Here is a 21975-nt window from a genome sequence, read left to right on the forward strand (position 1 = left end):
CTCTTATACCGCAGACAGTGCCCGTAACAAAAAGGTCGCCCCCACGGGCGACCCTCGCTTTATACCTCTACTTTATGCCCTTATAACACTTCTATTTCATACACCACATCATCCAGCAGGTATACCTGCACCTGCCGGCCTTTTTTCAGGTTGCTTGCGGATACAGAGCTCCCAGCCTCATGTACATATACATACTCAGCGACATCATAGGATTCCTGGCGCCAGGGACTGCTGGCCGGTTGCAGGGTAAGACCGTCTTCGTGTAAGAGATAGACATCTACGTCGGCGACCAGGGTGCCGGCTACCTCCTGCATCACTTTGAAAGTATAACCGCCCTTAACGTTCTCCACCACTTCTACACGATCACCCACAGCAAGTCTGCTCAGGCTGTCATACTTTTTGCTGCCGGCAATGACTTCGCTTCCCTCGCGGAACTCCAGGGTAGCGGTAGTGCCGTCGAAACAGGTCAGGGCAACGGTGCGGGTATAGGTGTTAACTGCCGTGACCTTCCCACGCTGCGGTTGCAAGACCTCCACCTTTTTCAAGTCCTCGCCCATGTAGGTGGCCCTGACCGTATCGCCCTCGCGAACGTCTTCTACATCCGGGTAATCAACACCCGGTACCACCAGCTCTACCCCATCGCGGATATAGAGCTTGTAAGTGTCGCCGTCTTCATCCTCAGCATCAATACGGTCCCAGTATTCCCGGATATCTTCAACGCGCAGGATTAATTCTGTGCGCAGCATTATATCGGTAACGGTGTCGCCGTCCAGGGTAATCTCGACAAAATCACCGCGCCTGATTTCATCCAGCTCGTCACGGTCATCCCTGCTCTCCACATCGACGTTTTTAGCAAGAACATAGGTTTCCCGTTGGCCGGCCTCATCCTGGAGCACCAGGAGCAGGCCGGTATCATCCAGGGAAACAACCGTACCGGCCCGGGAATTGTCCACTTCTAAAAAGATTATTTCCTGATCGAGCAACCGGATAGTGGCCTGCATGTCCTTTTTAACAGCGCTTAAAGTCCCGTCTTCGCCGTCGATAACTATGCGGGCATTGTCTTTTACTTTATACGCCTGGAGGGTATTTTTTTCATCCATCAGGGTCAATATCCTGTTACCAGTGTCTATACCCACCACGGTACCGGTAAGCCTATCCTCAATCCGGCGACCTTTAATCTCCAGCCCGGTTATAACTCCCTTCTCCACCCGGGCCTGTACCTGGTCGCCACTGACTACTTCCGCCAGGACGGCTCTGGCATCATCAGCGACCCAAAAAGCCCTGGGCTGACCCTCCACCTGCAAGGTCAGGACGCCGTCGGCAGGTGCAACTGTTATCACTGTCCCGGTAACATCCAGGAGCGAGTATACCTCCAGTACTTCAATGGTTGTAACAGCGTAGTTTTCTACCGTCAGCCGTACCCGGTCACCCTGGTGAATGTCCTTCACCGCCGGGAAACGCTGTCCCTCCATGACCACATTTACCTCATCCGCCAGGCGATAGGAGACAAGGCTGCCGCTGTCGGCCTGCAGGGTAATCAGCTTGGCATCCGGGTCCAGGTCGTAGACGATGCCTTCATTAATGTCTCTCTGCTGGCGGGAAATTACCGTAATGCTCGTCACGTAATTGGCCGCATCCAGGATAATCTCCACTTCGTCACCGGGCTGGAGGGCCGCCACTCCCCCGGCGCCGGCCCCACTCACCGGGATATCGCCGTCAGCAGGCAGATAAAAGGTGCGATATTCACCACCGGCCACTTCCACCACTAAAGCCCGCATTTCCTGGTAGACCTTGCGGATGCTCCCGTTCACCACAGCGCCGACCGGTTCGGCGGGCAGTTTTTCCAGGTATTTTACCCTATCACCGTCGGTTACCAGGGAAACCTTGTCCAGGCGCTGCAAGGCCAGGAGGGAAATGGGCCCACTCTCATCGTAGGCCGGTAAATCATAGGTAACCTGGAAGGTGCGCGTTTTCCCGTCAGAGGTGCTAATGGTCAGCTGGTTCAAACTTACTTCCAGCACCCTGCCTTTAATAAGCCCGCCAGAATCCGGCAGCATATCCTGCGCCCGCCCCAGAAAGGTCGCCATTTCCGCCCTGGTCACGGCCGCGTCGGGGCGGAAGGTGTTATCCGGATAACCGCTCACCAGTTTACTGGCTTGCGCTACCTGCACATAGCCGGTGGCCCAAGACGGAATCAAGTAGCTGTCCGTAAAAGCAGGGAGCTCGTAGCTATTTATGGCTTCCTCTTCCTTGCCAATCATGCGTACCAGCAACCTAGTCACCCAGGCTCGGGTGGCGGCAGCCTCGGGATAGAAGTCTTCGTAGCTTTTAAGCAGGCCCAGGTCCAGGGCCCGGGCTACATCCTGCCTGGCCCAGTCTGGAACTACAAAGGGAACCGTGGCCGCAGAGCTGGCATTACCCCCCATGCACCGGATGGCCATAAGCACTGCCTCCAACTCGGTGACAGCCTGGTCTGGCCGGAAAGTACCGTCCGTATAACCGCCGACTATCCCCATGGCATTCATCCTGCTAATATACCTTGCCGCCCAGTGGGCGTCGGTAACGTCCAGAAAGCTTGTAGCCGCCAGGGCCGGGTGGCTGAGCGAAATAATTATCAGGAACAAACTAAAAGTAACGAAAAAACGTCGAACCCCGTGACGTTTTTGCATTATGGCAGGCCCCTCTCCCTGGTAAATTCTGCTTAGGTGTATTTCGACATCCTCTTTGCAATTCCTCCCTCCTGATGAGGCCGGTAAAACAAAACAGGAATGCTTACCGGAGCTTTTTACAGATCTGGCATATAAAAAAAGGAGCAGGGCAGGTTTAACTCAAGGGCCGGCCGCGTCGTATCCCCTGCCCCGCCCCGAATGTCATTAAAGCCCGTGATTCTCTATGGAGCGCCCGGCTACCAGTCTAAAAGAATAGTATTTACTGATTTGCCTGCAGGGACCGTACCAGGGCGGCAGCGGCTTCGGCCCTGGTCACAGTATGCTCCGGTTCGAAGGTAGAGCCATTGGCCTTCAGTATACCCAAGCCCCACGCCAGGGCCACATAGCCCAGGGAACCGGGTCTTAAGGACGCAGCATCGCTGTAAGGAACCTTATAGATCCCCTCCACCCGGGCGGCGCGCTCCAGGTTTAAAAAGCGGATCAAGAACTTCGCCAGAAGTTCCCGGCTGACGGTAGCTCCGGCCTGCAGGTCTTCCTGCAGCCACTTCTCATCCCGGGCCCGCTTCAGAATCTCCTCATCCTTCATGTCTTTATATCCCCAGACGCCGTTCCTGGCCATAAACATCGCCCGCAGCATAGAAACAACAGTGATGTTTTCATCAGGACGGAAAGCGTCGCCGTATTCCCCGAAAAGCCCGGCCTGGCCCAGAAGGTTGATTTCCTTTTCGGCAAAATTGCCCGCTATATCGTTAAAACGGTAGGGCCGGGGTTGCTGGGCAATAGGTTTGCCCTCCCAGTCAAGGAATTGACCGGTCCTGGCATCCATCATATCCGAGGCGGCACTGCTGGAATCACCCAGGGGCTGGTAGACCAAACGTATCTCACCCTGGCTCGGACCGCCCGGGCTGTAGATGCGGGTATAGCTCAGGGTCAGGGGGCGGTTTTTCAGGAAGGTTTCTACTGCCTGCTGCCTATCGATGATTTTCGCGGCCGCCGGAAAATCAAAATTGCCCCAGTTAAGGTTGTAGTTGGTGATGCGCCCGGCCACCGCGTCCACCGTCACGTTGATGCCGTTGCCGGGGAAGGGGATGCCGTTGACCAGGCGGCGGTAGTAAAAGTACTGGACTGCCGGGTTCTTGCCGTCCTCCATGATTACCGGCTCCCACACGGGTCGGCTGCTATAATCCAGCTGTACTTCCTTGAAGCGTTGCGGTTGTACCTTTTGCAGGAAGTCCTCGACCAGGCGCTGCGCTGCTTTGCGGTCCAGTTTGCCGTCCCTGTCATTGCCGGAGGGGGCAGAGGGCAGGTCAAATCCCAGCAGTTCGCCATTGCTGGCATTGACCCTGGCGCTCATATAACCGGGTTTTCCCGGCTCGGGTTTATCGCTGCTCCAGCTCAGATTCCAGCTGCGGATTTCCGGGTCCTGCCAGTCGGCGTAGAGGTTGGCGCTGTGTAAGGTAAGGCCGGCCGGGATATCCACCCACTTCTTAACGGCGGCAATAGCTTCTTCCTGGCTGATCAATTTGGCCGTTTTTTCGATTTCCTTCATTTCTTCAGGGCTTAAGGGTTTGGACTGGATGCCATCCAGTAAAGCCGCGGCCTTACGGGCCATCTCCAGAGAAGCATCTCCCATCCCCCCGGCGCCGCCTTTATCAAACCACCCGCCGTTTCCCAAATCTAGTGGTTTGCCGCTCAGGGCATCAATCAACCCTCGGGAAGGATGGCTGAGCCGGTAAACTAGCAGCACCGGGCGTTTCTCCCCGGCGGCCAGGGGCCTGACAGGGGGTTGCAGGTAATACTGCAGTTCCAGCATGCCGGTGCTGGCAAATACCTGCCGCGCCTTTTCCGGAGAAATGGCATTTGTAGCCGCAGGGAAATCGGCTTTCGTCCAGTTGAGGTTGTAGTTCGTTACCTGACCGTTATCGCCGCGGACGGTTATGGTCACGCCATTGGCCGGGAAGGGAATGCCATTGACTACCCGCTGCCAGCGGAAGGTATAGGTAACCGGTCCATAACCGGTTAAGGAAAGGGGCGAATTCTCATCGGGCAGCGGTTGCAGTTCCTGGATATGCCTGGCAGCCAGGCGGTTTAACAGTTCAACCGCCACCTGGCGGGCCTCGGCGGCGGAAATAGCCGGCAGCCGCAGGCCCGGTTCGGACCGTTTTTCCGGTTTCCAGGTATTCATATTTAAGATTTCACCTGTCCTGGCATCCACATCGGCGTTAAAACTGCCACCCGGCTCGCCGGGAGCATTCCAGTGCAGGGACCAGGTCTGGCGGTTATCGTAGCTGTTGTAACTAGAGGTAAAAATGTTATACTCTTTAGGAATATTAAAGTTGTCTTTAACCGTGCGAATAGCCTCTTCCAGAGAAACAGCTGGTGTATCCCTCGCCACGGCTATGGCGGGAAAGAAGGACACCAGCAACAGGACCACCAGGCCCCAGGCCAGCAAGCGTTGCCAAATTGTTACCACCTGCTCTTCCTCCTTTAGCTCCTTCTTGGTATACGTCTTAGGGTTAAATTTATATGTCCCTTTAGGTCATAGGCATTTCCCCCTTCCCCGGTTTCCCTCCCCCGGTGATTCCGTCCTTCCTGATTATATAGACGTAGGGCAAGGGAAAAAGTTCCCATTTGCAGAACTTTACCCTTCCCCCCTACCCCGGCGCTGGTTCACAAGGGCGGCCCGGCGCTGGGGCAGGTCATAGCGACCTACCAGGGGTAACGGCTGTTCCCGGGGCGGTTCTGCCGCCGTAGAGGGTGTAAAGCGCCAGAAGCGGGCGACCACTGAAGGCCGCTCTGGCCAGGAGGTGCGCCGGTACTGGCTGTAAACCTCCTGGTAAACATCGACCGTCCGGCGGGCAATATTTTCCCAATCATAAACATCCTTTACCAGGCGATGACCGTTGGTTCTCAATCTCTCCGCCAGGGCGTCATCCCTTAAAACTGCCAGAATGTTATCGGCCAGGGAAACGGCATTGCCTGGGAAGGCGCGCATACCGTCAACGCCATGGGTGATGATCTCCGTTAGGCCCCCCGTCTCGCTGGCCACCACCGGTGTCCCGGCCGCCATGGCCTCCAAAGCCACAATGCCAAAGGGCTCATAGAGGCTGGGAAACACCGCCACCCTGGCGGCCCGGTAGAGCTGGTTACGGGTATGATCGTCAATGTAGCCGGCAAAATAAACCTTGTGGCTGATGCCGAGCTCCCGGGCCCGGTTCTGGAGTTGGCCTTCCATGGGCCCCTGGCCGGCCACTACCAGCTTGGCCTCCGGGCAGGCGGATAAGATCTTGGGCATAGCTTCCAGGAGGACCTGGACCCCCTTTTCGATTACCAGGCGGCCCACGAAGAAGATAATCTTTTCATGGGGGGCGGCATAACGCTGCCGCACCGTTGGGTCAACGGCCCCGGTCCGGAAATTCTGGCTGTAAACCCCGTTGGGGATAATAGTAATTTTATCGGCCGGCAGCTGGAATAATCCCTGGACTTCCTGGCGCATATGCTGGCTGCAGACGATTACCCGCCAGGCCTCGTAGGTCAGCCACCATTCAACGTTGTTAATGTAGCGCTGCATGTCATTATATAAGCCGCGATTCCGACCGGCTTCGGTAGCATGAATAGTGGCAATGAGGGGCAAGCGGTGGGCGTGTTTTAAAGCCCGGCCGGTAAAGGCCACCAGCCAGTCATGGGCATGGATAATCTGGAAAGGACCGTATTTGCGCATGATGATCATGGCTTCTTCCAGGAAGCGGGCATTGAGCTGCAGCACCCAGATGAGAAAATCGGGGGTATGAACGGGGTAGGCTTCCACCCGGTGGACGGTTAAGCCGTTCTCCCGGCTTTCAGTAGCCTGCCCCGGGCGGCCGATAGTAAGTACATGTACATCTTGGCGCAATCGCGCCAAGGAAATAGCCAGGTCCTCAACATGCCGGGCCAGGCCACCGACACTCTGGGGCGGATATTCCCAGGAAAGCATCAGGATACGCATTAATCTATCACCTTCATTAAATTTCTACCTTGAATTTATTTTGGCAGTCTCGACCAATCTTATACCGCATAATTTACCTTGGATAGATAAAACCTAGTAGCAAGTTGATGATTTGGAGGTTCCAGTATGCCCGAATTACGCCAGGACCCAGTTAGCGAGCGCTGGGTAATAATTGCCACCGAACGCGCCAAACGTCCTTCGGACTTCAAGCCTCTTCATAAAGAAAAGAAGGGTAACGCCAGCTGCCCTTTCTGTCCCGGCCACGAAAAGGAAACACCGCCGGAGGTGCTGGCCTTTCGTGACGCCAATACTGAACCCGATACCCCAGGCTGGCAGGTACGGGTGGTGCCCAACAAGTTTGCCGCCCTGGTGGCCGACGGGGAAGTATCCAGCGAAAGTAAAGGGATGTACCGGACTATGTCCGCTACCGGTGTGCATGAGGTTATCATCGAGGGTCCCGATCATGATACCTTATTCGCCGATCTGGCACCCGAGCATGCCGTCCAGGTTCTCAAGGCCTGGCGACAGCGTTACCTGCAGCTTAAGCAGGACAAAAGGCTGCAATACATCCAGCTCTTTAAAAACCACGGCCCTACCGCCGGGGCTTCTCTGGAACACCCCCACAGTCAGCTTATTGCCACCCCCCTGGTGCCGGCAGCCGTTAACGAGGAACTGGCCAGGCTCAAGGCTTACCGCCAGGAGAAGAAAAGCTGCCTCTTTTGCGATTTAATAGAAGCGGAACTGGCAACAGGCACCAGGGTCGTTGCCTTTAATGAAGAGTTCCTGGCTTTCTGCCCCTTTGCCTCGCGTTTTCCCATGGAAACGTGGATTATTCCCCGGCGGCACCAGGCAAACTTCGGTGAATGTGAGGACGGCCAGCTAAAACAACTGGCCGCCATCCTGCAGGAAACCCTGAGCCGGTTGCAAAAAGCCGCCAACGACCCTCCCTTTAACCTGGTCCTGCATACCGCGCCCCTCCGCCAGGAAGGAGATACCTACCACTGGCATTTTGAGCTCCTGCCCCGGCTGACGATCATCGCCGGCTTTGAGTGGGGGACGGATATGTACATCAATCCCACACCGCCGGAAATCGCGGCCCAGTCGCTGAGTGAAGTAAACATAAACGCCGAGGAGGAAGGTTAATGCCTGAACCCTTAAAAATCCTGTTTGTCTCGCCTGAAGTAGCCCCCCTGGCCAAGACCGGGGGCCTGGCCGACGTGGCCGGCAGCCTTCCCAAAGCCCTGGCCGCCCGGGGACATGAAGTGCGGGTGGCTATGCCCCGTTACCGCCAGGTAAAGAATGTCGATTACCTCACCGACCTGCCCGTGGAAATGGATGGCAGCCTGGAGACGGCCATTATCCGCCGGGCGCAGCTGGCAGGGGATCCACCCGTGCCGGTCTATCTCATTGATAATTACAAGTTTTTCTGGCGGGACGGTATGTACTGCTATGCCGACGACGCGGCCCGTTTTAATTTTTTCTGCAAGGCCGTCCTGTCCATGCTGCCCTGGTTGGAGTTCCAGCCGGATATTATCCATTGCAATGACTGGCAGACGGGCCCCATCCCCCTTTTCCTCAAAGTCAAGCACGAGGATAACCCCTTTTACCGGCAAACGGCAACCATCTACACCATCCACAACCTCCAGTACCAGGGGACCTTCCCCCGCCAAACCTTGAAGATTATGGCCCTGGGTGAAGAATTTTTTACCCCCGAGCGCCTGGAGTTTTACGGCCAGGTCAGTTTCATGAAGGCCGGGATCCTGTACGCTGATTTAATCAACACCGTCAGCAAGAAATACGCCCTGGAAATCCAGACCCCCGAATACGGGGAGCGCCTGGACGGCCTGTTAAGGAAACGCGCCGCAGATCTACGGGGAATTTTGAACGGCATTGACTACCAGGAGTTCAACCCGGCCACTGACCGGCGCCTGGCCGTCAATTACGACGCCGAGCACCTTGAAAAGAAAAAAGAAAACAAGGCGGCCCTGCAAAGGGAAATGGAACTGCCGGTCAAGGATGTACCCCTCCTGGGCCTCATTTCCCGCCTGGTTAATCAAAAAGGGCTGGATCTGCTGGCCGCCATTCTCGACCCTCTGCTGCAGCAGGACCTGCAGTTCGTCCTCCTGGGTAGCGGCGAGGATTATTACCAGCAGCTTTTCTCCCGTTACAAGGTCAAATACCGGGATAAAATGGCCGTCAAAATCGGCTTTGACCCGGTACTCGCCCAGCGGATTTATGCCGGCTGCGATATCTTCCTCATGCCCTCACGCTTTGAACCCTGCGGCCTGGGCCAGATGATCAGCCTGCGCTACGGCACCGTACCGGTGGTCCGGGCCACGGGCGGCCTGGAGGATACCATCAAGGACTTCCACCAGTACCCGGGAAGCGGCAATGGCTTTTCCTTCCGCGATTACCAGCCCCAGGCCCTCCTGGATACCATTAATCGCGCCCTCCACGTTTACCGGAACGAGCCGGAGGAGTGGCGTAATCTGGTCCGGCGGGGCATGGCCGCCGACTTTTCCTGGAACGCCTCGGCCGGTCAATACGAAGATATGTACCGGGAAGCCCTCCAGAAGAGGATGGCTACCCAGGTTAAAGTGGGGTAAGGAGAACTATTACCGGCGCTTACGTTGCAAACGCCGGGGAAATATCAGCTCCGCCTGCCCGGGATCAGTTCCCGGGCAGATATTTTTCCCGCACTTTTTCCCCCTCCCTGCATAAGATCATCATGGAACCCGTTTGGGGTTGCAAGGCCGTGACCCCGGTGGGCAACGGCGTCCAGAGGAAGGGTTTCAATTTAAGGGCGTTTTTAACAGCCTGCTGGGGAGGGATTTATTTATGTGTGGAATCACCGGCTGGGTGGACTGGGAGGTGGATCTGACCCGGCAACAGTCTGTCCTGGAGGCCATGACGGCCACCCTGGCCTGCCGCGGGCCGGATGCCTCCGGGGTATGGCTTTCCTCCCGGGCGGCCCTGGGCCACCGCCGCCTGATTGTCGTTGATCCTGCCGGCGGCGGCCAGCCCATGGTACGCCGCCGCGGCAGCCAAACCTTTGTCATATCCTATAACGGTGAACTCTACAACACACCCGACCTGCACCGGGAGCTGGAAGCGCGGGGCTATACCTTCCAGGGGCACTCAGATACGGAAGCGCTGCTGACGGCCTATATGGAATGGGGGCCGGCCTGCGTCGAGCGTTTCAATGGCATCTTTGCCTTTGCCATCTGGGATGATTCCAGGCAATGCCTGTTCCTGGCCCGGGACCGCCTGGGCGTCAAACCCCTCTTTTATACGCAAAGGGGCAGTGCCTTCCTCTTCGGTTCGGAATTGAAAGCCCTGCTGGCGCACCCGGCGGTGGAAGCGGAGGTGGACGCCGAAGGGCTGGCCGAAGTCTTTGTCCTGGGGCCGGCCCGGACGCCGGGACACGGAGTATTTCGCAACATAGCTGAATTGAAACCCGGCTGCTACCTGATATATGACCGCCAGGGCATCCACCAGCACCAGTACTGGCGCCTGGTAAGCCGTCCCCACCCGGATGACCTGGAGACAACTACTGCTAAGGTCCGCGAGCTTTTACAGGATACGGTGGAGCGGCAGCTGGTAGCCGACGTGCCCGTCTGCACCCTGCTCTCCGGGGGGCTGGATTCCAGCGCTGTTACCGCCTTTGCCGCCCGGGCCTTTCAGGAGCGGGGGCTGGGGCCCATCCATACCTGGTCGGTAGACTACGTCGACAATGACCGTTATTTCCGGCCCAGCCATTTCCAGCCCCATAGCGACGCCCCTTGGGTGGATTTGGTTTCCCGCCACCTGGGTACCAGGCACCACTACGTCTTTATCGACACCCCCGAACTGGTAGCCTCCCTGACTGCGGCCATGCGCGCCCGGGACCTGCCGGGGATGGCTGATGTGGATTCTTCCCTGTATCTCTTCAGCCGGGAAATTAAAAAAGAAGCCACTGTCGCCCTGTCCGGCGAGGCTGCCGACGAGGTCTTCGGCGGTTACCCCTGGTTCAGGAGCGAAAAGGCCATGGCCATGGCTACTTTCCCCTGGACGCGGGCCGGCCAGGAGAGGATACGCCTCCTTTCCTCCGAACTTAAAGCAATGGTCCGGCCGGAGGAATACGTGGCCAGGCGCTACCATGAGGCCCTGAAGGAAGTACCCCGCCTGCTGGGAGAGGACCCCCGGAGCGCCCGGTTGCGGGAATTTTCTTACCTTACCCTGACCCGTTTTATGCCGGTACTCCTGGACCGCAAGGACCGCATGAGCATGGCCGCGGGCCTGGAAGTCCGGGTGCCCTACTGCGACCACCGCCTGGTAGAGTATGTCTGGAACATCCCCTGGGAGATGAAATTCCAGGGCCAGATGGAAAAGGGAATCTTACGCCGGGCTTTACGCGGGATACTGCCGGAGGAGGTCCTGCAGCGGCGCAAGAGCCCCTACCCCAAGACCTACAACCCGGCTTACCTGGAGGCCGTCCGCACCTGGATGCTAAAGATTTTGAACGACCCCGGTTCGCCCCTGCTGCCCTTTATCGACGTGCCGGCCGTCCGTGCCCTGGCGGAGAAGGAAGAGCCCTTCGACCTGCCCTGGTTCGGCCAGCTCATGAGCGCCCCCCAGCTTTTCGCTTATCTTGCCCAGGTCGACACCTGGCTGCGGGAATACCGGGTGGCGGTGCGTTAGCGGAAAAAATAAAGCCAGAGGCCCAGGAGCAATCTCCGGGGTCTCTGGCTGCTGTGGGATGATAAAATAGCTAGCTATTGCGCCGCCCGTCAAGCAAGTTTATCAGTCTTAGCCAATTGTATAGATACACCGGCAGGATAAAGCGCTGGCGCACGTGCTCCCGTCCGGCCGCGCCCAAACGCCTTCCAAGGGCGGGGTTGAGCAGCAGGCGTTCGACCTGTTTGGCCATTTCTTCCGCCGTCCGGGCAGTCAGTCCTGTTTCGCCGTCCAGTACTTGGTGGGCCAGGCCGCCGGTAGGGGTGGCTACCAGGGGTTTGCCTTTCCAGAGGGCCTCGGTGGCAGTTAAACCAAAACCCTCACGCAGCGACTTTTGCACTATCACATCGGCGCGCCGCTGTAAGACGTTTATTTCCAGGTTAGCGTCGGGGTCCAAGGAAAGTACGGTAATGTCCGGGTCGCCCTTAACCGATGCCCGCACCTCGTCCAGGACTGCAGCACCCTCCGGGTCGTCATCGGCGCTACCTCCGGCCAGGATCAGGCGGCAGGCCATATTTTCCCTTACCAGTTTAAAAGCCTCGATTACACCGGTAGGATCCTTGAGCCGGTCGAAACGGGATACCTGGAGGATTATTGGCGGGCCTGCCGGGTCTATGCCCAGCTTCTCGAGCACCGCCCCGTATTCAGCGGGAGATACATCCCTGTTTTTGTCAGATAGAGGGTCGATAGCCGGGGGCATGAAGTACTGGAGTACCGGCAGGTCGCGGGCGTATTCCGGCAGGTGAAATACGGCTGCATCGCAGGTGGCAATCATGGGCGCCAGAAAATACCAGACCGGTGGTACGGCATAACGCGGGTCAACGTGACAGTACCAGAGCCACCGGCCGCTGTTCTCAGCGCGGAAGGTAGTCAGTCCCAGGGGCTGCTGGTCATGGATTACCACCAGGTCGGCCTCTCCCGTCACAAGGTCTTTGTTTTTTTGTGCTGTGGCGAGATAACTCTCCAGCATCTCACCGGTGACATTCACCTGCTGGCCATGCATGCCATTATGAAATTGCTTGGTAGTATTGAAAAATTCCGGGCTACCGCTAAGCACCTTCCAACTGACGGTCAGCCCTGCCTCCTCCATCAGAGGCACCAGTGAGCTTAAAATTTCTGCCACCCCACCACCGATGGTGGTAGAGTTGATATGCCAGACACTGTAGCCCTGTAAATTTTCTCCCAGGGACCGGATTTCGTCAATAAGGGCGCTTCCGGTTACGCTTTCATAATCTTTAAGGCTCACACGGCGAAGCATTTGGGACTTCCTTCCTTTATCTGTATTAAAACGATAAAAAGAGCGGTTTATTCGTCACCGGCTAGTAAAGCAACTGGAAAACTACGTAACGTGTCGGCAAGGGTAAGAACTCTTCCTTTAGTCGAAGAGGTGGCTAACATAACCTCTCCTGTCAAAATATTATGCCAGTTGCTTGGAGCTGGTTCAGGTAAAACAATGGCTGTTTCTTGCCATACGGTTTCCCCAGGGAGGAAGCCAACGGCTGGCGGCATACCATCTGTTGGTATTACCTGGCCCGCCAGCAGCCGCGCCAGCAGGCGAGGTACAATCACCAGAGCCCACTTCCCGCCGAAATGACGGGCGAAGGCGCAGACGTGTCTCGACCTGGACCCGGTGACTGCCACGGGGATATACTCACCGGTGACAAACATTTCCCGGTGATCGCGACGGAAGTGGAGGGATTTATAAGTCAGGTAGAGCTTTACCCGGCCATCCTGCCAGTGGGTAAGGAGGTTTGTTACTAAAGCCTGTTGACCTTTTGTCTCTTCTTCTTTGAGCCTTTTTAAAAGCCTGGCCCGGGTTTTAAAGTCAACCGGACGCCGGTTGTCAGGATCAACAAGGCTGAAATTCCATAGCTCTGTTCCCTGATAAAAATCAGGCACCCCCGGGCTGGTTATTTTGAGCAGTACCTGGGCTAACGAGTTCCAGGCACCATAAAAAGCAACGACTTTTTGGAAGCGAAGGAAGTCCGGCAGAAACCGGTTCTCCGGCTCCGGCGTTAAAATAGAGAGGGCAAACTCTACCAGGGCTTTCTCGTAAGCGTTATCAGGATCAAGCCAGCTGGTCCGGGTTTTGGCCTCCCGGGCCGCTTTGACCAGATAAGCCCGGAGCCGTTCCTTAAAAGCGGGTATTTCTTCTTCTAGAAGCGGCCAGGCGCCGATTAGCGTCTGGTAGATAAATAGCTCCATATTGCCATCGGGTACAGGCTCACCTTTTATATTTAACTTTTTGGTCCCGTTCCAGCGATGCCAGCGCTCGACCCTCTCTCCCCAGGCGTCAGGGATTTCCGTTAGAACATTGATCCGCGCCCGGACATCCTCACTGCGCTTGGTATCATGGGTGGACGTGGCGTTAAGGGTATGGGGCCAGCGCTCCTGCCGGGTTTTATTGCGGCGGTGGAACTCAGCCACCGATATGCACCTGGTCCGGGGACTGCTACCTACCTCATTGAGGGAAACCAAAGGGTTGTAGATGTAGAGGGAGGTATCCTCGTAACCCTTGGCCATAACCGGTCCCGTAAACTGTTGCCAGCGCATTACGAAACGCAGCCAGGCCTGCCGTTGTTCGGGGGGCAGGGAGACGGGAAAATCCAGCAACAGCACCTGGCGCAGGAAACGGCAGGCCGGGCCGGCGGCCGGGCACCTCCGGACGGCCGCGGCTATGGCAGTTTCGATGTAATGCCGGTCCTGCGGCGCTACCGTGAAGTCGCGGATATAGGTCCGGTAGATACCCAGGCTGGCAGTGACTGCGACCAGGGCCTCTTCCAGTTCTGCCAGGGTGAGGTCGTGGCCCAGGCGATCCCCTTCAGCCAGGCGTCCCAGCTCCCCTACCAGGCTGCGCACCTCGCTGGCGAACAACCTGGTCATTACCAGCTTCTTCTGGTTATAGACCACCCTGGTAAAGTCGGTTTCGGCGCCGCTGTACCTGGCATATAACTCTTCCAGGACGGCGAGCCCTTCTTCGTCAACGAAGAGTCCGTTCAACGAATTTAAAAAGTCGTAGCCCGTTGTTCCATAAGTAGGCCAGGCCGCCGGCAGTTCCTCCCCGTTGCTTAGTATTTTCTCTACGACCACGTAAAAACCGGAGGAACTTCCTGCTGCAGAAAGGTGTTCCTGCAGCCGTTCGAGGTACTCCTGGGGGTCATACAGGCCATCAATATGGTCGATTCTGAGGCCGGTAACTTGCCCAGCCCCGACCAGTTGAAAAATCAGGGCGTGCACCGCCTCAAAAACTTTTTTTTCTTCCATGCGGATTGTTACCAGGTCGCTAACGTCAAAGAAGCGCCGGTAATTGATTTCCTCATTGGCCACCCGCCAGTAGGCGAGCCGGTAGGCCTGTTCCGCCAGGATATGCTCCAGTTGATTGAAACTTTGCGGCTCACCTTTATTACCATTTAATTTGCACAGGTTCCTGTCAATAAATGCTTTTACCGCGGGGTTAGTATTGTATAGATACCAGAGGCTTTTCCAAGCCTGTTGCCAGGCAGTCGACGGCTCGCCTGCCCCGGTAAGAGGGGATGCTGTGAGGGAGGCAAGCAGATCCAGCAATTGTGATAGCGCCTGTTCGGCAGCGCCACCATCCCCGGCCAGTATTTGCGCCCAGCCGTCGAGAATCCGGCGGGAGGAAGGGGGGCTAAGGGGGAATTGCTTTTCATAGTAGCAGACCCGGAAACCATCTTCCGCCAGCTGCAGGGCCAGTTGCTGGTTTTCCAGCACCTTACCAAAGGGTTCACCCAGGACTGGCAGCAGTACTTTGTTTGCCAGCCCCGGCCTGGCGGGTTGCCAGTCAATATCGAAGTAAGTTGCGTAAGTAGAAGCGCGCCCGTGGCTGAGGACGTCCTGCCACCACGGATTTTCAACGCTGGCTGCCATATGGTTGGGCACGACGTCCAGTAACAGCCCCATCCCCTGCTGCTTCAGGGTATCAGTCAGGGCGGTAAAATCCTCCCTGCTTCCCAGTTCCGGGTTTAACTGCCCCGGATCAGTCACGTCGTACCCGTGGGGGCTATCTTTCCTCGCTTTCAGCAGGGGGGAGGCATAAATATCGGTAACCCCCAGCGCCTGCAGGTACGGTACCACTTCGCGCGCTTCGATAAAGCTAAACTGCCGGTTAAACTGCAACCTGTAAGTAGCGGTGGGGATGCGCGACCTGACCATTTTTACCTCCGCACCTGTAGTTTGTCCCCCAGGGAGTTAAACAGGTCAAGCCACGCCTTGGCTTTCCCATCCCCCTGGCGGGCCTTCTCCCGGTATCCAGGGTAAACTGTCTGCAATAAGCGGTAATAAACGTTTTGTACTTTCCAGAGGTTTACTTCAAAGGGCAACGAGCGCACCAGGCTGATTACCGCGTCCAGATGCCCGATGAAGGCCTGGTCGTCAGGTTGGCCCAGTAGTTTCTCAGCCATTTGTTTCAGGGTCTGTTCCAGAACATACCCCAGAACTTCGCCGTCGAGGGGAACACCGGCCATCTCGGCTTCACTTAGGAGCGCTTTGATGCGTTCCAGGTCCAGATTGTCACCTGCGAAAGCCTGGCGGAGGCTGGTGTTCAAGACGAACTCGGCAGCGGCCTGCAGTGCCCGGGGCTGGGGGATATTTAAATCCTTTAAGAAACGCATTAAGGGGGCATGACGATCGTAAATGCGCCGGTAATCTTCCGCCGCTTCCGCCAGGGTGGACTCCAGGATGATATCCAGCACCATCCGCTGTTTGTCCCGGAAAAGCTGCCTTAAAGAATAGGTGGCCCCTTCAAAGTGCTGATCCAGGAGCCTGATGACCTCACTGAAATCGGCCCGGTCGAAGGCACCGGTTAATTCCTGTACCATTCGCTGGTAGGACTCGTCATTCTCGTAAACCCGGACACCGCCACTAACATTATGGTTACCTAAAGTAACGGCGCCATAACTAATCTTCATCGACTCCTGGGTAATCTGGGAGGTGACCTGCGCCCGGCCTACAGCTAACCTGGCTGTACCTGCTAAACGATTCTGACTGTCTTCCCGGTAGACATCGTAGCAAAAGATGCGGGAATGCTGGTCATAGGTTTCGTATAAAGAACACAGGGCATAATGGCCTCCAACCTTGAGCAAATCGACCGTTGCCGGCTTGACAAATTTTTCATAGATATGGGCTCCGTCACGGTGTTCAGGGATGTTGCTCTTGGCCTGGGCCAGCATCTCCATAAAACGGGGCTCTGGCGACTCGTTAAATAATTCCTGGGCTAATTGAATCACACGGCCGGCGTATTTAATAACCTGCACTGTCTCAATGCCTGAGATTTCGTCAAAGAACCAGCCGCAGCTGGTGAACATTAACATGGCGTGTCGCTGGAGCTCCAACAGCTTCAACACCGTGATTTTTTCTTCCTGGTTTAGTATACGGGTGGCATGTTGTCCGAGGAAGCGGTCGAAGTTTTCCGGTGAACGGTCGAGGATGACCGCGATGTAGTCATTACGCGCGGCCCAGGGATCTTTTAGAAACTGGCGCGCCCTTCCCTCAAACTTGGGTGCCAGGGTGTTCCGCAGCCAGTTGAGGCTATCGCGCAGGGGTGCCCGCCAGGCCTGGCTCCACCCTGGATGCATACCCGTGTTACAGCCACAATTAGTCCGCCACCTTTCCACTCCATGGGCACAGCTCCAGGAGCTATTATTATTTATCTCCACCTCATGGGTGGGTGGGTGTTTTTCCAGGTATTCGCCGTAGTTGGTTAGACGTGCCAGTTTATTGGCTTCAATATAATCCAGGGCGTAGGCCAGGGCCATATCCCCGTGGCGGTGGTGGTGGCCGTAGGTCTCGCCGTCGGTAGCAATATTGACAAGCTGGGGCGCGTTGCGTCCCTCGTTAAAGACACTCAGTAGACGTTTGGCAAAGCGTTCACCGTTATCGAGCAGTTTCTCGAAGGCTACGGCGCGGGCGACTTCGCCATTATAAAAGAAGACATTGATCGTCCGGTCCGTATTGGGCAGGCGAACCTGATAAGGCATGGTGGTATCGAGGCCACCGTGGACCTCCTGCCAGTTATCGCTACCCAGGGGTCGGATGCGACGCGCCTGCCAGTGGGCCAGGATGGTGAAACGGATGCCCTGTTGTGCCATCATGGCAAGAGTTTCCAGATCAACGGCGGTCTCCGGTAACCACATTCCTTCCGGCCGCCGGCCAAAGCGGTGCTCAAAATCTTTAATCCCCCAGATTATCTGGGTGTATTTATCACGCGTGTTGGCCAGGGGCATGATCATGTGGTTATAGGCCTGGGCCAGGGCTGAACCGTGCCCCGAAAAGCGCCGCTGGCTTTCCCGATCAGCTTCAATTATCGCCCGGTAAACCTCCGGGGCATTGGTTTCCATCCAGGAAAGGAGGGTGGGACCAAAGTTGAAACTGATTTTGCTATAGTTGTTGACGATTTTCCTGATCCACCCGTCACCATCAAGAATGCGCGAGGCGGTGTTAGGTTCGTAGCATTCAGCGGTAATCCGTTCATCCCAGTCGTGGTAGGGGTAAGCCGAGTCCTGGAGCTCGATGTCCTCCAGCCAGGGGTTTTCCCGTGGTGGCTGGTAAAAATGGCCGTGGATGCAAATGTACCGTTCCATTAGTCAGCCTGAGCCTCCTTTATTCTTTCAAACAACAGACATGCTCCCGGGGTTAAAGGCATCTGCATTTTTCCCTGAGATACAAGCAGGGCAGGTATGGTACTACCGTTGCCCAACCAGCGCTCTTCAGCGGCATCCAATCGTTTGCGCCAGCGCCCTGCCGGCAGGGGCAGGGTGGGGGTTGATTCGGCATCGCTAAAGGAAAAGATGATGCCCGCCTCACTATCATTGCTCCAGCGATGCACGAACAGGACCAGGTCCTCCTCGCAGGTGATAACCTCCATATTTTCCAGGTTTAGATCCGCCAGGGCGGGTAGTTCCCGGCGCAACTGGATTAGCTGCCGGTAGAAGTCCCGGAGTACCCGGTGCTCTCCCTGAAGGCTGAGGCCGTGGTTAAGACAGGAACGTCGGAAGGTAGCCTCATCCTGGGGATCAGGCACCTCGCCTGTCCAGTTGTGGCCGGCGAATTCTTCCCGCCGCCCCCGGCGTACCGCTGCGATGAGCCCGGGATCGGAATGGCTGGTAAAGTATTGAAAGGGTGCCGTTTCACCGTATTCCTCGCCCATGAAGAGCAGCGGTACGAAGGGGGAGAGGAGCACTACGGCGGCGGCCAGTTTGAGTTTGACGAAGGGAACCAGGGTGCTTAACCTTTCACCCCGGGCCCGGTTGCCTACTTGATCATGGTTCTGGGTAAAAACCACGAACTGGTTACCCTTGCACGGATGCGGCCGCCGGCCGTGCCGCCGCTGCCGGTAGGCAGAGTACTGACCGGTGTAAACATAACCTTCCCGGAAGGCCCGGGCCAGGTTGCCGAGGGTGCCGAAGTCACGGTAGTAGCCGTTTCTTTCCCCCGTCAGCAGCGCATGCAGGGCGTGGTGAAAGTCGTCGCACCACTGGGCATCAAGGCCATATCCCCCCAATTCTTGCGGCCGGATTACCCGGGGGTCGTTCAGGTCACTCTCGGCAACAATATAAACCCGGCGTCCCAGCCGTTCGGCCTGAAGCTTCACGGCAGCGGCCAGTTCCTCCAGGAAAGGTAAAGCAGACCTGTCCATAATGGCATGGATGGCGTCCAGCCGCAAGCCATCCAGGTGAAACTCGGTTAACCAGTAAAGGGCGTTTTCGATAAAGAAGCGCCGGACTTCGTCGCTACCGGGTCCATCAAAGTTGAGGGCCTGTCCCCAGGGGGTATGGTAACGGTCGGTAAAATAAGGCCCGAATTTGGCCAGGTAGTTTCCTTCCGGGCCCAGGTGGTTGTAGACCACATCGAGAAATACGGCGAGGCCGTACTTGTGGCAGGTATCCACCAGCCGCCTGAGCCCCTCCGGTCCACCGTAAGAGTTCTGGACGGCAAAGGGGAAAACGCCGTCGTACCCCCAATTGCGGCTTCCCGGGAACTGGGCCACGGGCATTAATTCAATGGCGGTAACCCCCAGGGTGCGCAAATCGTCCAGGTGGGCGATGATGGCGTCAAAAGTGCCCTCCGGGGTGAAAGTCCCTACATGCAGTTCATAGAAGATTAGCTCCTCTCGGGTGCAGCCCACCCAGGAGTCGTCCGACCAGACGAAAGCCTGGGGATCTACAACCTGGGAAGGGCCGTGGACACCGTGTGGCTGGTAGCGCGAAGCCGGGTCAGGGAACTGCCTTCCGTCCAGAAGGTAGTAATAGAGACTACCAGGTTCGACCCCCTCTACCTCGCCTTGAAAGTACCCACGTTCTTTCCGGGTTAAAGGTTCAAGTCTTTCTTCAGGTGCCACGATCTGTACCGCCACACTTTCGGCCAGGGGTGCCCAGAGGTGGAAGCGGCAGCGGCCATCCCCCAAGTAAGTGGCCCCCAGGCTAACATTATAGGTCATGGTTTGCCACCTCGCCTTTGCAGATAAGAGGGCCGCAGATGTTAGTATTCCTTAGATAACTGATCTCCTTTAGTACTTGCAGCACTTCCGGCTTCTGACTAAACTCTTCCACGGTGTAGCGCGCCTTGCGCCGCCAGTTGGGATAGGCATCGACTGTCCCGGGGATATTTTGCGGAGCAGTCTCTAACCACAAATCCTCCAGGTTAACCAGGAGAATCCGGGCCCGGCTGGCGGCCAGGTGAGCCAGGCAAGCGCGGGTGACGTCCCCGGTTTTATTGGTGGGTAGCGCCAGCCGACCCTGGTGGTAAAGAAAGACGGGCAAAGCCACCCGTTCACTGGCGTCTTTTCCTAACCAGAAGGCTGCGAAGGGTGGCATATCATGGGTATTTAAGCATACCAGGGCCCTGGCGGGGATAGGGCGCAGTACCCTCCGGGTATTACCGGTATATTCGAAGGGCAGCACATACATCCGGTTGATATTATGCCCCTTCATGGCGCTGCGAACGGAACCGGGTACGTTACCAAGGTCCTCGCCCACGAGTAGTGCCCGGTAGCGCTGGGATTCAAGGGCTAAAATGGCATAGAACTCCTCGGCGCGGTAGCGCACATAAACCCCCTCGCGCGCGGATAGACCCCGGGGAATCCAGTAGAGACGGTGCAGCCCCATTACGTGGTCGAGGCGTAAGATGCCGGCATGTTGGAGGTGGTGGCGCACGACGGCGATATAGTAGCGATAACCCTGTTCCCGGATTCCCTCTGGATGGAGGGGAGGAAACCCCCAGTCCTGTCCCCGGCTGTAAAACGCATCAGGCGGGGCGCCACTATTGGCTTCCAGGGCAAAGACGGAGCGCTCGCGCCAGACATCGTACCCATCGCGATGAACTCCCAGCGGCAGATCAAGATATAACCTTTGCCCGTTTTGCCGGGCCCGGGCGGCGAGGTCCTGGAACTGGCGATGGGCCAGCCACTGGACATAAAGGTGATAACCCTCGACCCTCGGATCATAGTCCCCTTCCCGAAGGATGCCGTCCCGCAGCCGGCCAGGCCATACCTGCCAGCTGGTGCGCCGTTTCTCGACGGTAGCCCGAAAACGGGCATAATCCTGCACCACCGGGTTCTTTTTCACCCAGTCCCGGAAGGCGGCCTGCCGCCCGGAATTTCCAGCAAAGAAGTGGCGGGCGCAGAGTTCGAGTATCCGGCGTTTCACTGCCATCCCGCGGCGGTAGTCCACCAGTGGTGCGGCCTGCAGGGCCGCTATCTCTTGCCGGAACGCCGGGGAATTTAGTAACTCCCTTGCCTCACGGCACCTTTTTAATTCCTCCACGCGGGTAACATCAAGGTAAAATTCATTCCAGAACAAGCGAGTGACTGGTTCGTAGGGGCTCGGGATAAAAGGTTCGTCTAAAAAGCTCGCCAGAAGCGGTAGCGTACCAACCAGATCGCCTCCCTGCTCGTGGACCCAACCTAATAGGGTCTCAAGGTCGGTAAGATCCCCCGCACCCCAGCTTCGCCCGGAATGAAGGGCGTAGAGGGGTACGAAGATCCCCCAGAGGCGTTTCGTACTGGTAACTGGGCCATAGGCCTGGCGCGGGGCAGAAATAAGCAAGATTTTATGGTGACGAGCCGGCAAGGTTATTGTCAACCAGTGGTATCCCAACGGTAACCCGGACGGCAGTTTAAGCTGCCTGACCTCATAGTTCATGCCTTCCACGACAACTGCCTGGAGTACGGGTAAACGGGCTAAATGGCAGCTCCAGCGCCATACTTTGCCGTTTTCTAGTTCCAACCGGCAATCAGCAATACCTCCCGTAAGTTCCGCAGGCAGGCGCAGTTGGAGACGAACAGGTTCCCTATTCCAAGCTACGGCCGCCGGTTCACAACAACGCCGCCATTGCTTCTGGATGCCTTCCCGCAGGGCACTGGAAACGTCGGCGAGACGCTCTACCGGTGCTCCCAGGACCTGCAGTACCGCCAGCAACGATTGCGGCGAAGCCAGACGCCGGCGACCAGCATTATCGTAAAAGGCAGTTTCCACGCCGTATAACCGGGCTAGCCGGTGCAGCAGGCGGATCTGTAATCCTGTCACGGCCAACAAATCTCCTATCATCGTGGCATCAGGAGCAGGAGTTTTTATTATCCACCACTTCCGG

The 21975-nt window shown here is 56.9% G+C and carries 11 protein-coding genes; 3 read left to right on the forward strand and 8 right to left on the reverse strand.

The window, feature by feature from the left end:
- Positions 1 to 80: 80 nt before the first annotated feature.
- The 3 genes from E308F_RS00555 to E308F_RS00565 all read right to left on the reverse strand — a co-directional run bounded on the left by E308F_RS00555 (position 81) and on the right by E308F_RS00565 (position 6654).
- Entirely contained in the window at positions 81 to 2669 is a 2589-nt protein-coding gene (locus E308F_RS00555; RefSeq protein WP_141262751.1) for an S-layer homology domain-containing protein, read from the reverse strand.
- A gap of 259 nt (positions 2670 to 2928) precedes the next feature.
- Complete coding sequence (locus tag E308F_RS00560; protein ID WP_141262752.1) at positions 2929 to 5142, reverse strand: YcdB/YcdC domain-containing protein; 2214 nt, start codon at positions 5140 to 5142, stop codon at positions 2929 to 2931.
- Positions 5143 to 5310: 168 nt separating this feature from the next.
- On the reverse strand, positions 5311 to 6654 hold the full coding sequence (locus E308F_RS00565) for a glycosyltransferase family 4 protein (protein WP_141262753.1): 1344 nt from the start codon (positions 6652 to 6654) through the stop codon (positions 5311 to 5313).
- Between the two features lie 126 nt (positions 6655 to 6780).
- Here E308F_RS00565 and galT point away from each other — a divergent pair, with 126 nt between their 5' ends.
- The 3 genes from galT (at position 6781) to asnB (ending at position 11334) form a co-directional block, all read left to right on the forward strand.
- A complete protein-coding gene (gene galT, locus E308F_RS00570) occupies positions 6781 to 7797 on the forward strand; it encodes a galactose-1-phosphate uridylyltransferase (protein ID WP_141262754.1) in 1017 nt (338 codons plus the stop codon).
- A complete protein-coding gene (gene glgA, locus E308F_RS00575) occupies positions 7797 to 9260 on the forward strand; it encodes a glycogen synthase GlgA (protein ID WP_141262755.1) in 1464 nt (487 codons plus the stop codon). Before galT ends, glgA begins: the two co-directional genes overlap by 1 nt.
- A 232-nt stretch (positions 9261 to 9492) precedes the next feature.
- On the forward strand, positions 9493 to 11334 hold the full coding sequence (gene asnB / locus E308F_RS00580; protein ID WP_141262756.1) for an asparagine synthase (glutamine-hydrolyzing): 1842 nt from the start codon (positions 9493 to 9495) through the stop codon (positions 11332 to 11334).
- 70 nt (positions 11335 to 11404) lie between these two features.
- Here asnB and E308F_RS00585 read toward each other — a convergent pair whose 3' ends face one another.
- Genes E308F_RS00585 through malQ form a run of 5 tightly spaced genes read right to left on the reverse strand, consistent with a single transcriptional unit; the run spans position 11405 to position 21911 of the window.
- Positions 11405 to 12628 (reverse strand): glycosyltransferase, encoded by a 1224-nt coding sequence (locus E308F_RS00585; RefSeq protein ID WP_141262757.1) that lies wholly within the window; start codon positions 12626 to 12628, stop codon positions 11405 to 11407.
- Positions 12629 to 12675: 47 nt separating this feature from the next.
- Positions 12676 to 15543, reverse strand: coding sequence for a malto-oligosyltrehalose synthase (gene treY / locus E308F_RS00590; RefSeq protein WP_141262758.1), 2868 nt, complete (start codon positions 15541 to 15543; stop codon positions 12676 to 12678).
- A 2-nt stretch (positions 15544 to 15545) separates the two neighbouring features.
- On the reverse strand, positions 15546 to 17969 hold the full coding sequence (locus tag E308F_RS00595) for a DUF3536 domain-containing protein (RefSeq protein ID WP_141262759.1): 2424 nt from the start codon (positions 17967 to 17969) through the stop codon (positions 15546 to 15548).
- Positions 17969 to 19825, reverse strand: coding sequence for a malto-oligosyltrehalose trehalohydrolase (gene treZ, locus E308F_RS00600; protein ID WP_141262760.1), 1857 nt, complete (start codon positions 19823 to 19825; stop codon positions 17969 to 17971). The genes E308F_RS00595 and treZ overlap by 1 nt, the downstream gene beginning before the upstream one ends.
- Positions 19815 to 21911, reverse strand: a complete 2097-nt coding sequence (gene malQ / locus E308F_RS00605; protein WP_253256449.1) for a 4-alpha-glucanotransferase — start codon at positions 21909 to 21911, stop codon at positions 19815 to 19817. Before malQ ends, treZ begins: the two co-directional genes overlap by 11 nt.
- Between the last annotated feature and the right edge of the window lie 64 nt (positions 21912 to 21975).

The organism is Moorella sp. E308F (genome assembly GCF_006538365.1).
Lineage (GTDB): Bacteria > Bacillota > DSM-521 > Neomoorellales > Neomoorellaceae > Neomoorella.

Excerpts from the sequence above, each read along its gene's own strand:
- glgA (WP_141262755.1), top strand. The coding sequence starts at position 7,797 with ATGCCTGAACCCTTAAAAATCCTGTTTGTCTCGCCTGAAGTAGCCCCC.
- E308F_RS00555 (WP_141262751.1), bottom strand. The coding sequence starts at position 2,669 with ATGCAAAAACGTCACGGGGTTCGACGTTTTTTCGTTACTTTTAGTTTG.
- E308F_RS00565 (WP_141262753.1), bottom strand. The coding sequence starts at position 6,654 with ATGCGTATCCTGATGCTTTCCTGGGAATATCCGCCCCAGAGTGTCGGT.
- E308F_RS00595 (WP_141262759.1), bottom strand. The coding sequence starts at position 17,969 with ATGGAACGGTACATTTGCATCCACGGCCATTTTTACCAGCCACCACGG.
- asnB (WP_141262756.1), top strand. The coding sequence starts at position 9,493 with ATGTGTGGAATCACCGGCTGGGTGGACTGGGAGGTGGATCTGACCCGG.
- E308F_RS00585 (WP_141262757.1), bottom strand. The coding sequence starts at position 12,628 with ATGCTTCGCCGTGTGAGCCTTAAAGATTATGAAAGCGTAACCGGAAGC.
- treZ (WP_141262760.1), bottom strand. The coding sequence starts at position 19,825 with ATGACCTATAATGTTAGCCTGGGGGCCACTTACTTGGGGGATGGCCGC.
- galT (WP_141262754.1), top strand. The coding sequence starts at position 6,781 with ATGCCCGAATTACGCCAGGACCCAGTTAGCGAGCGCTGGGTAATAATT.
- treY (WP_141262758.1), bottom strand. The coding sequence starts at position 15,543 with ATGGTCAGGTCGCGCATCCCCACCGCTACTTACAGGTTGCAGTTTAAC.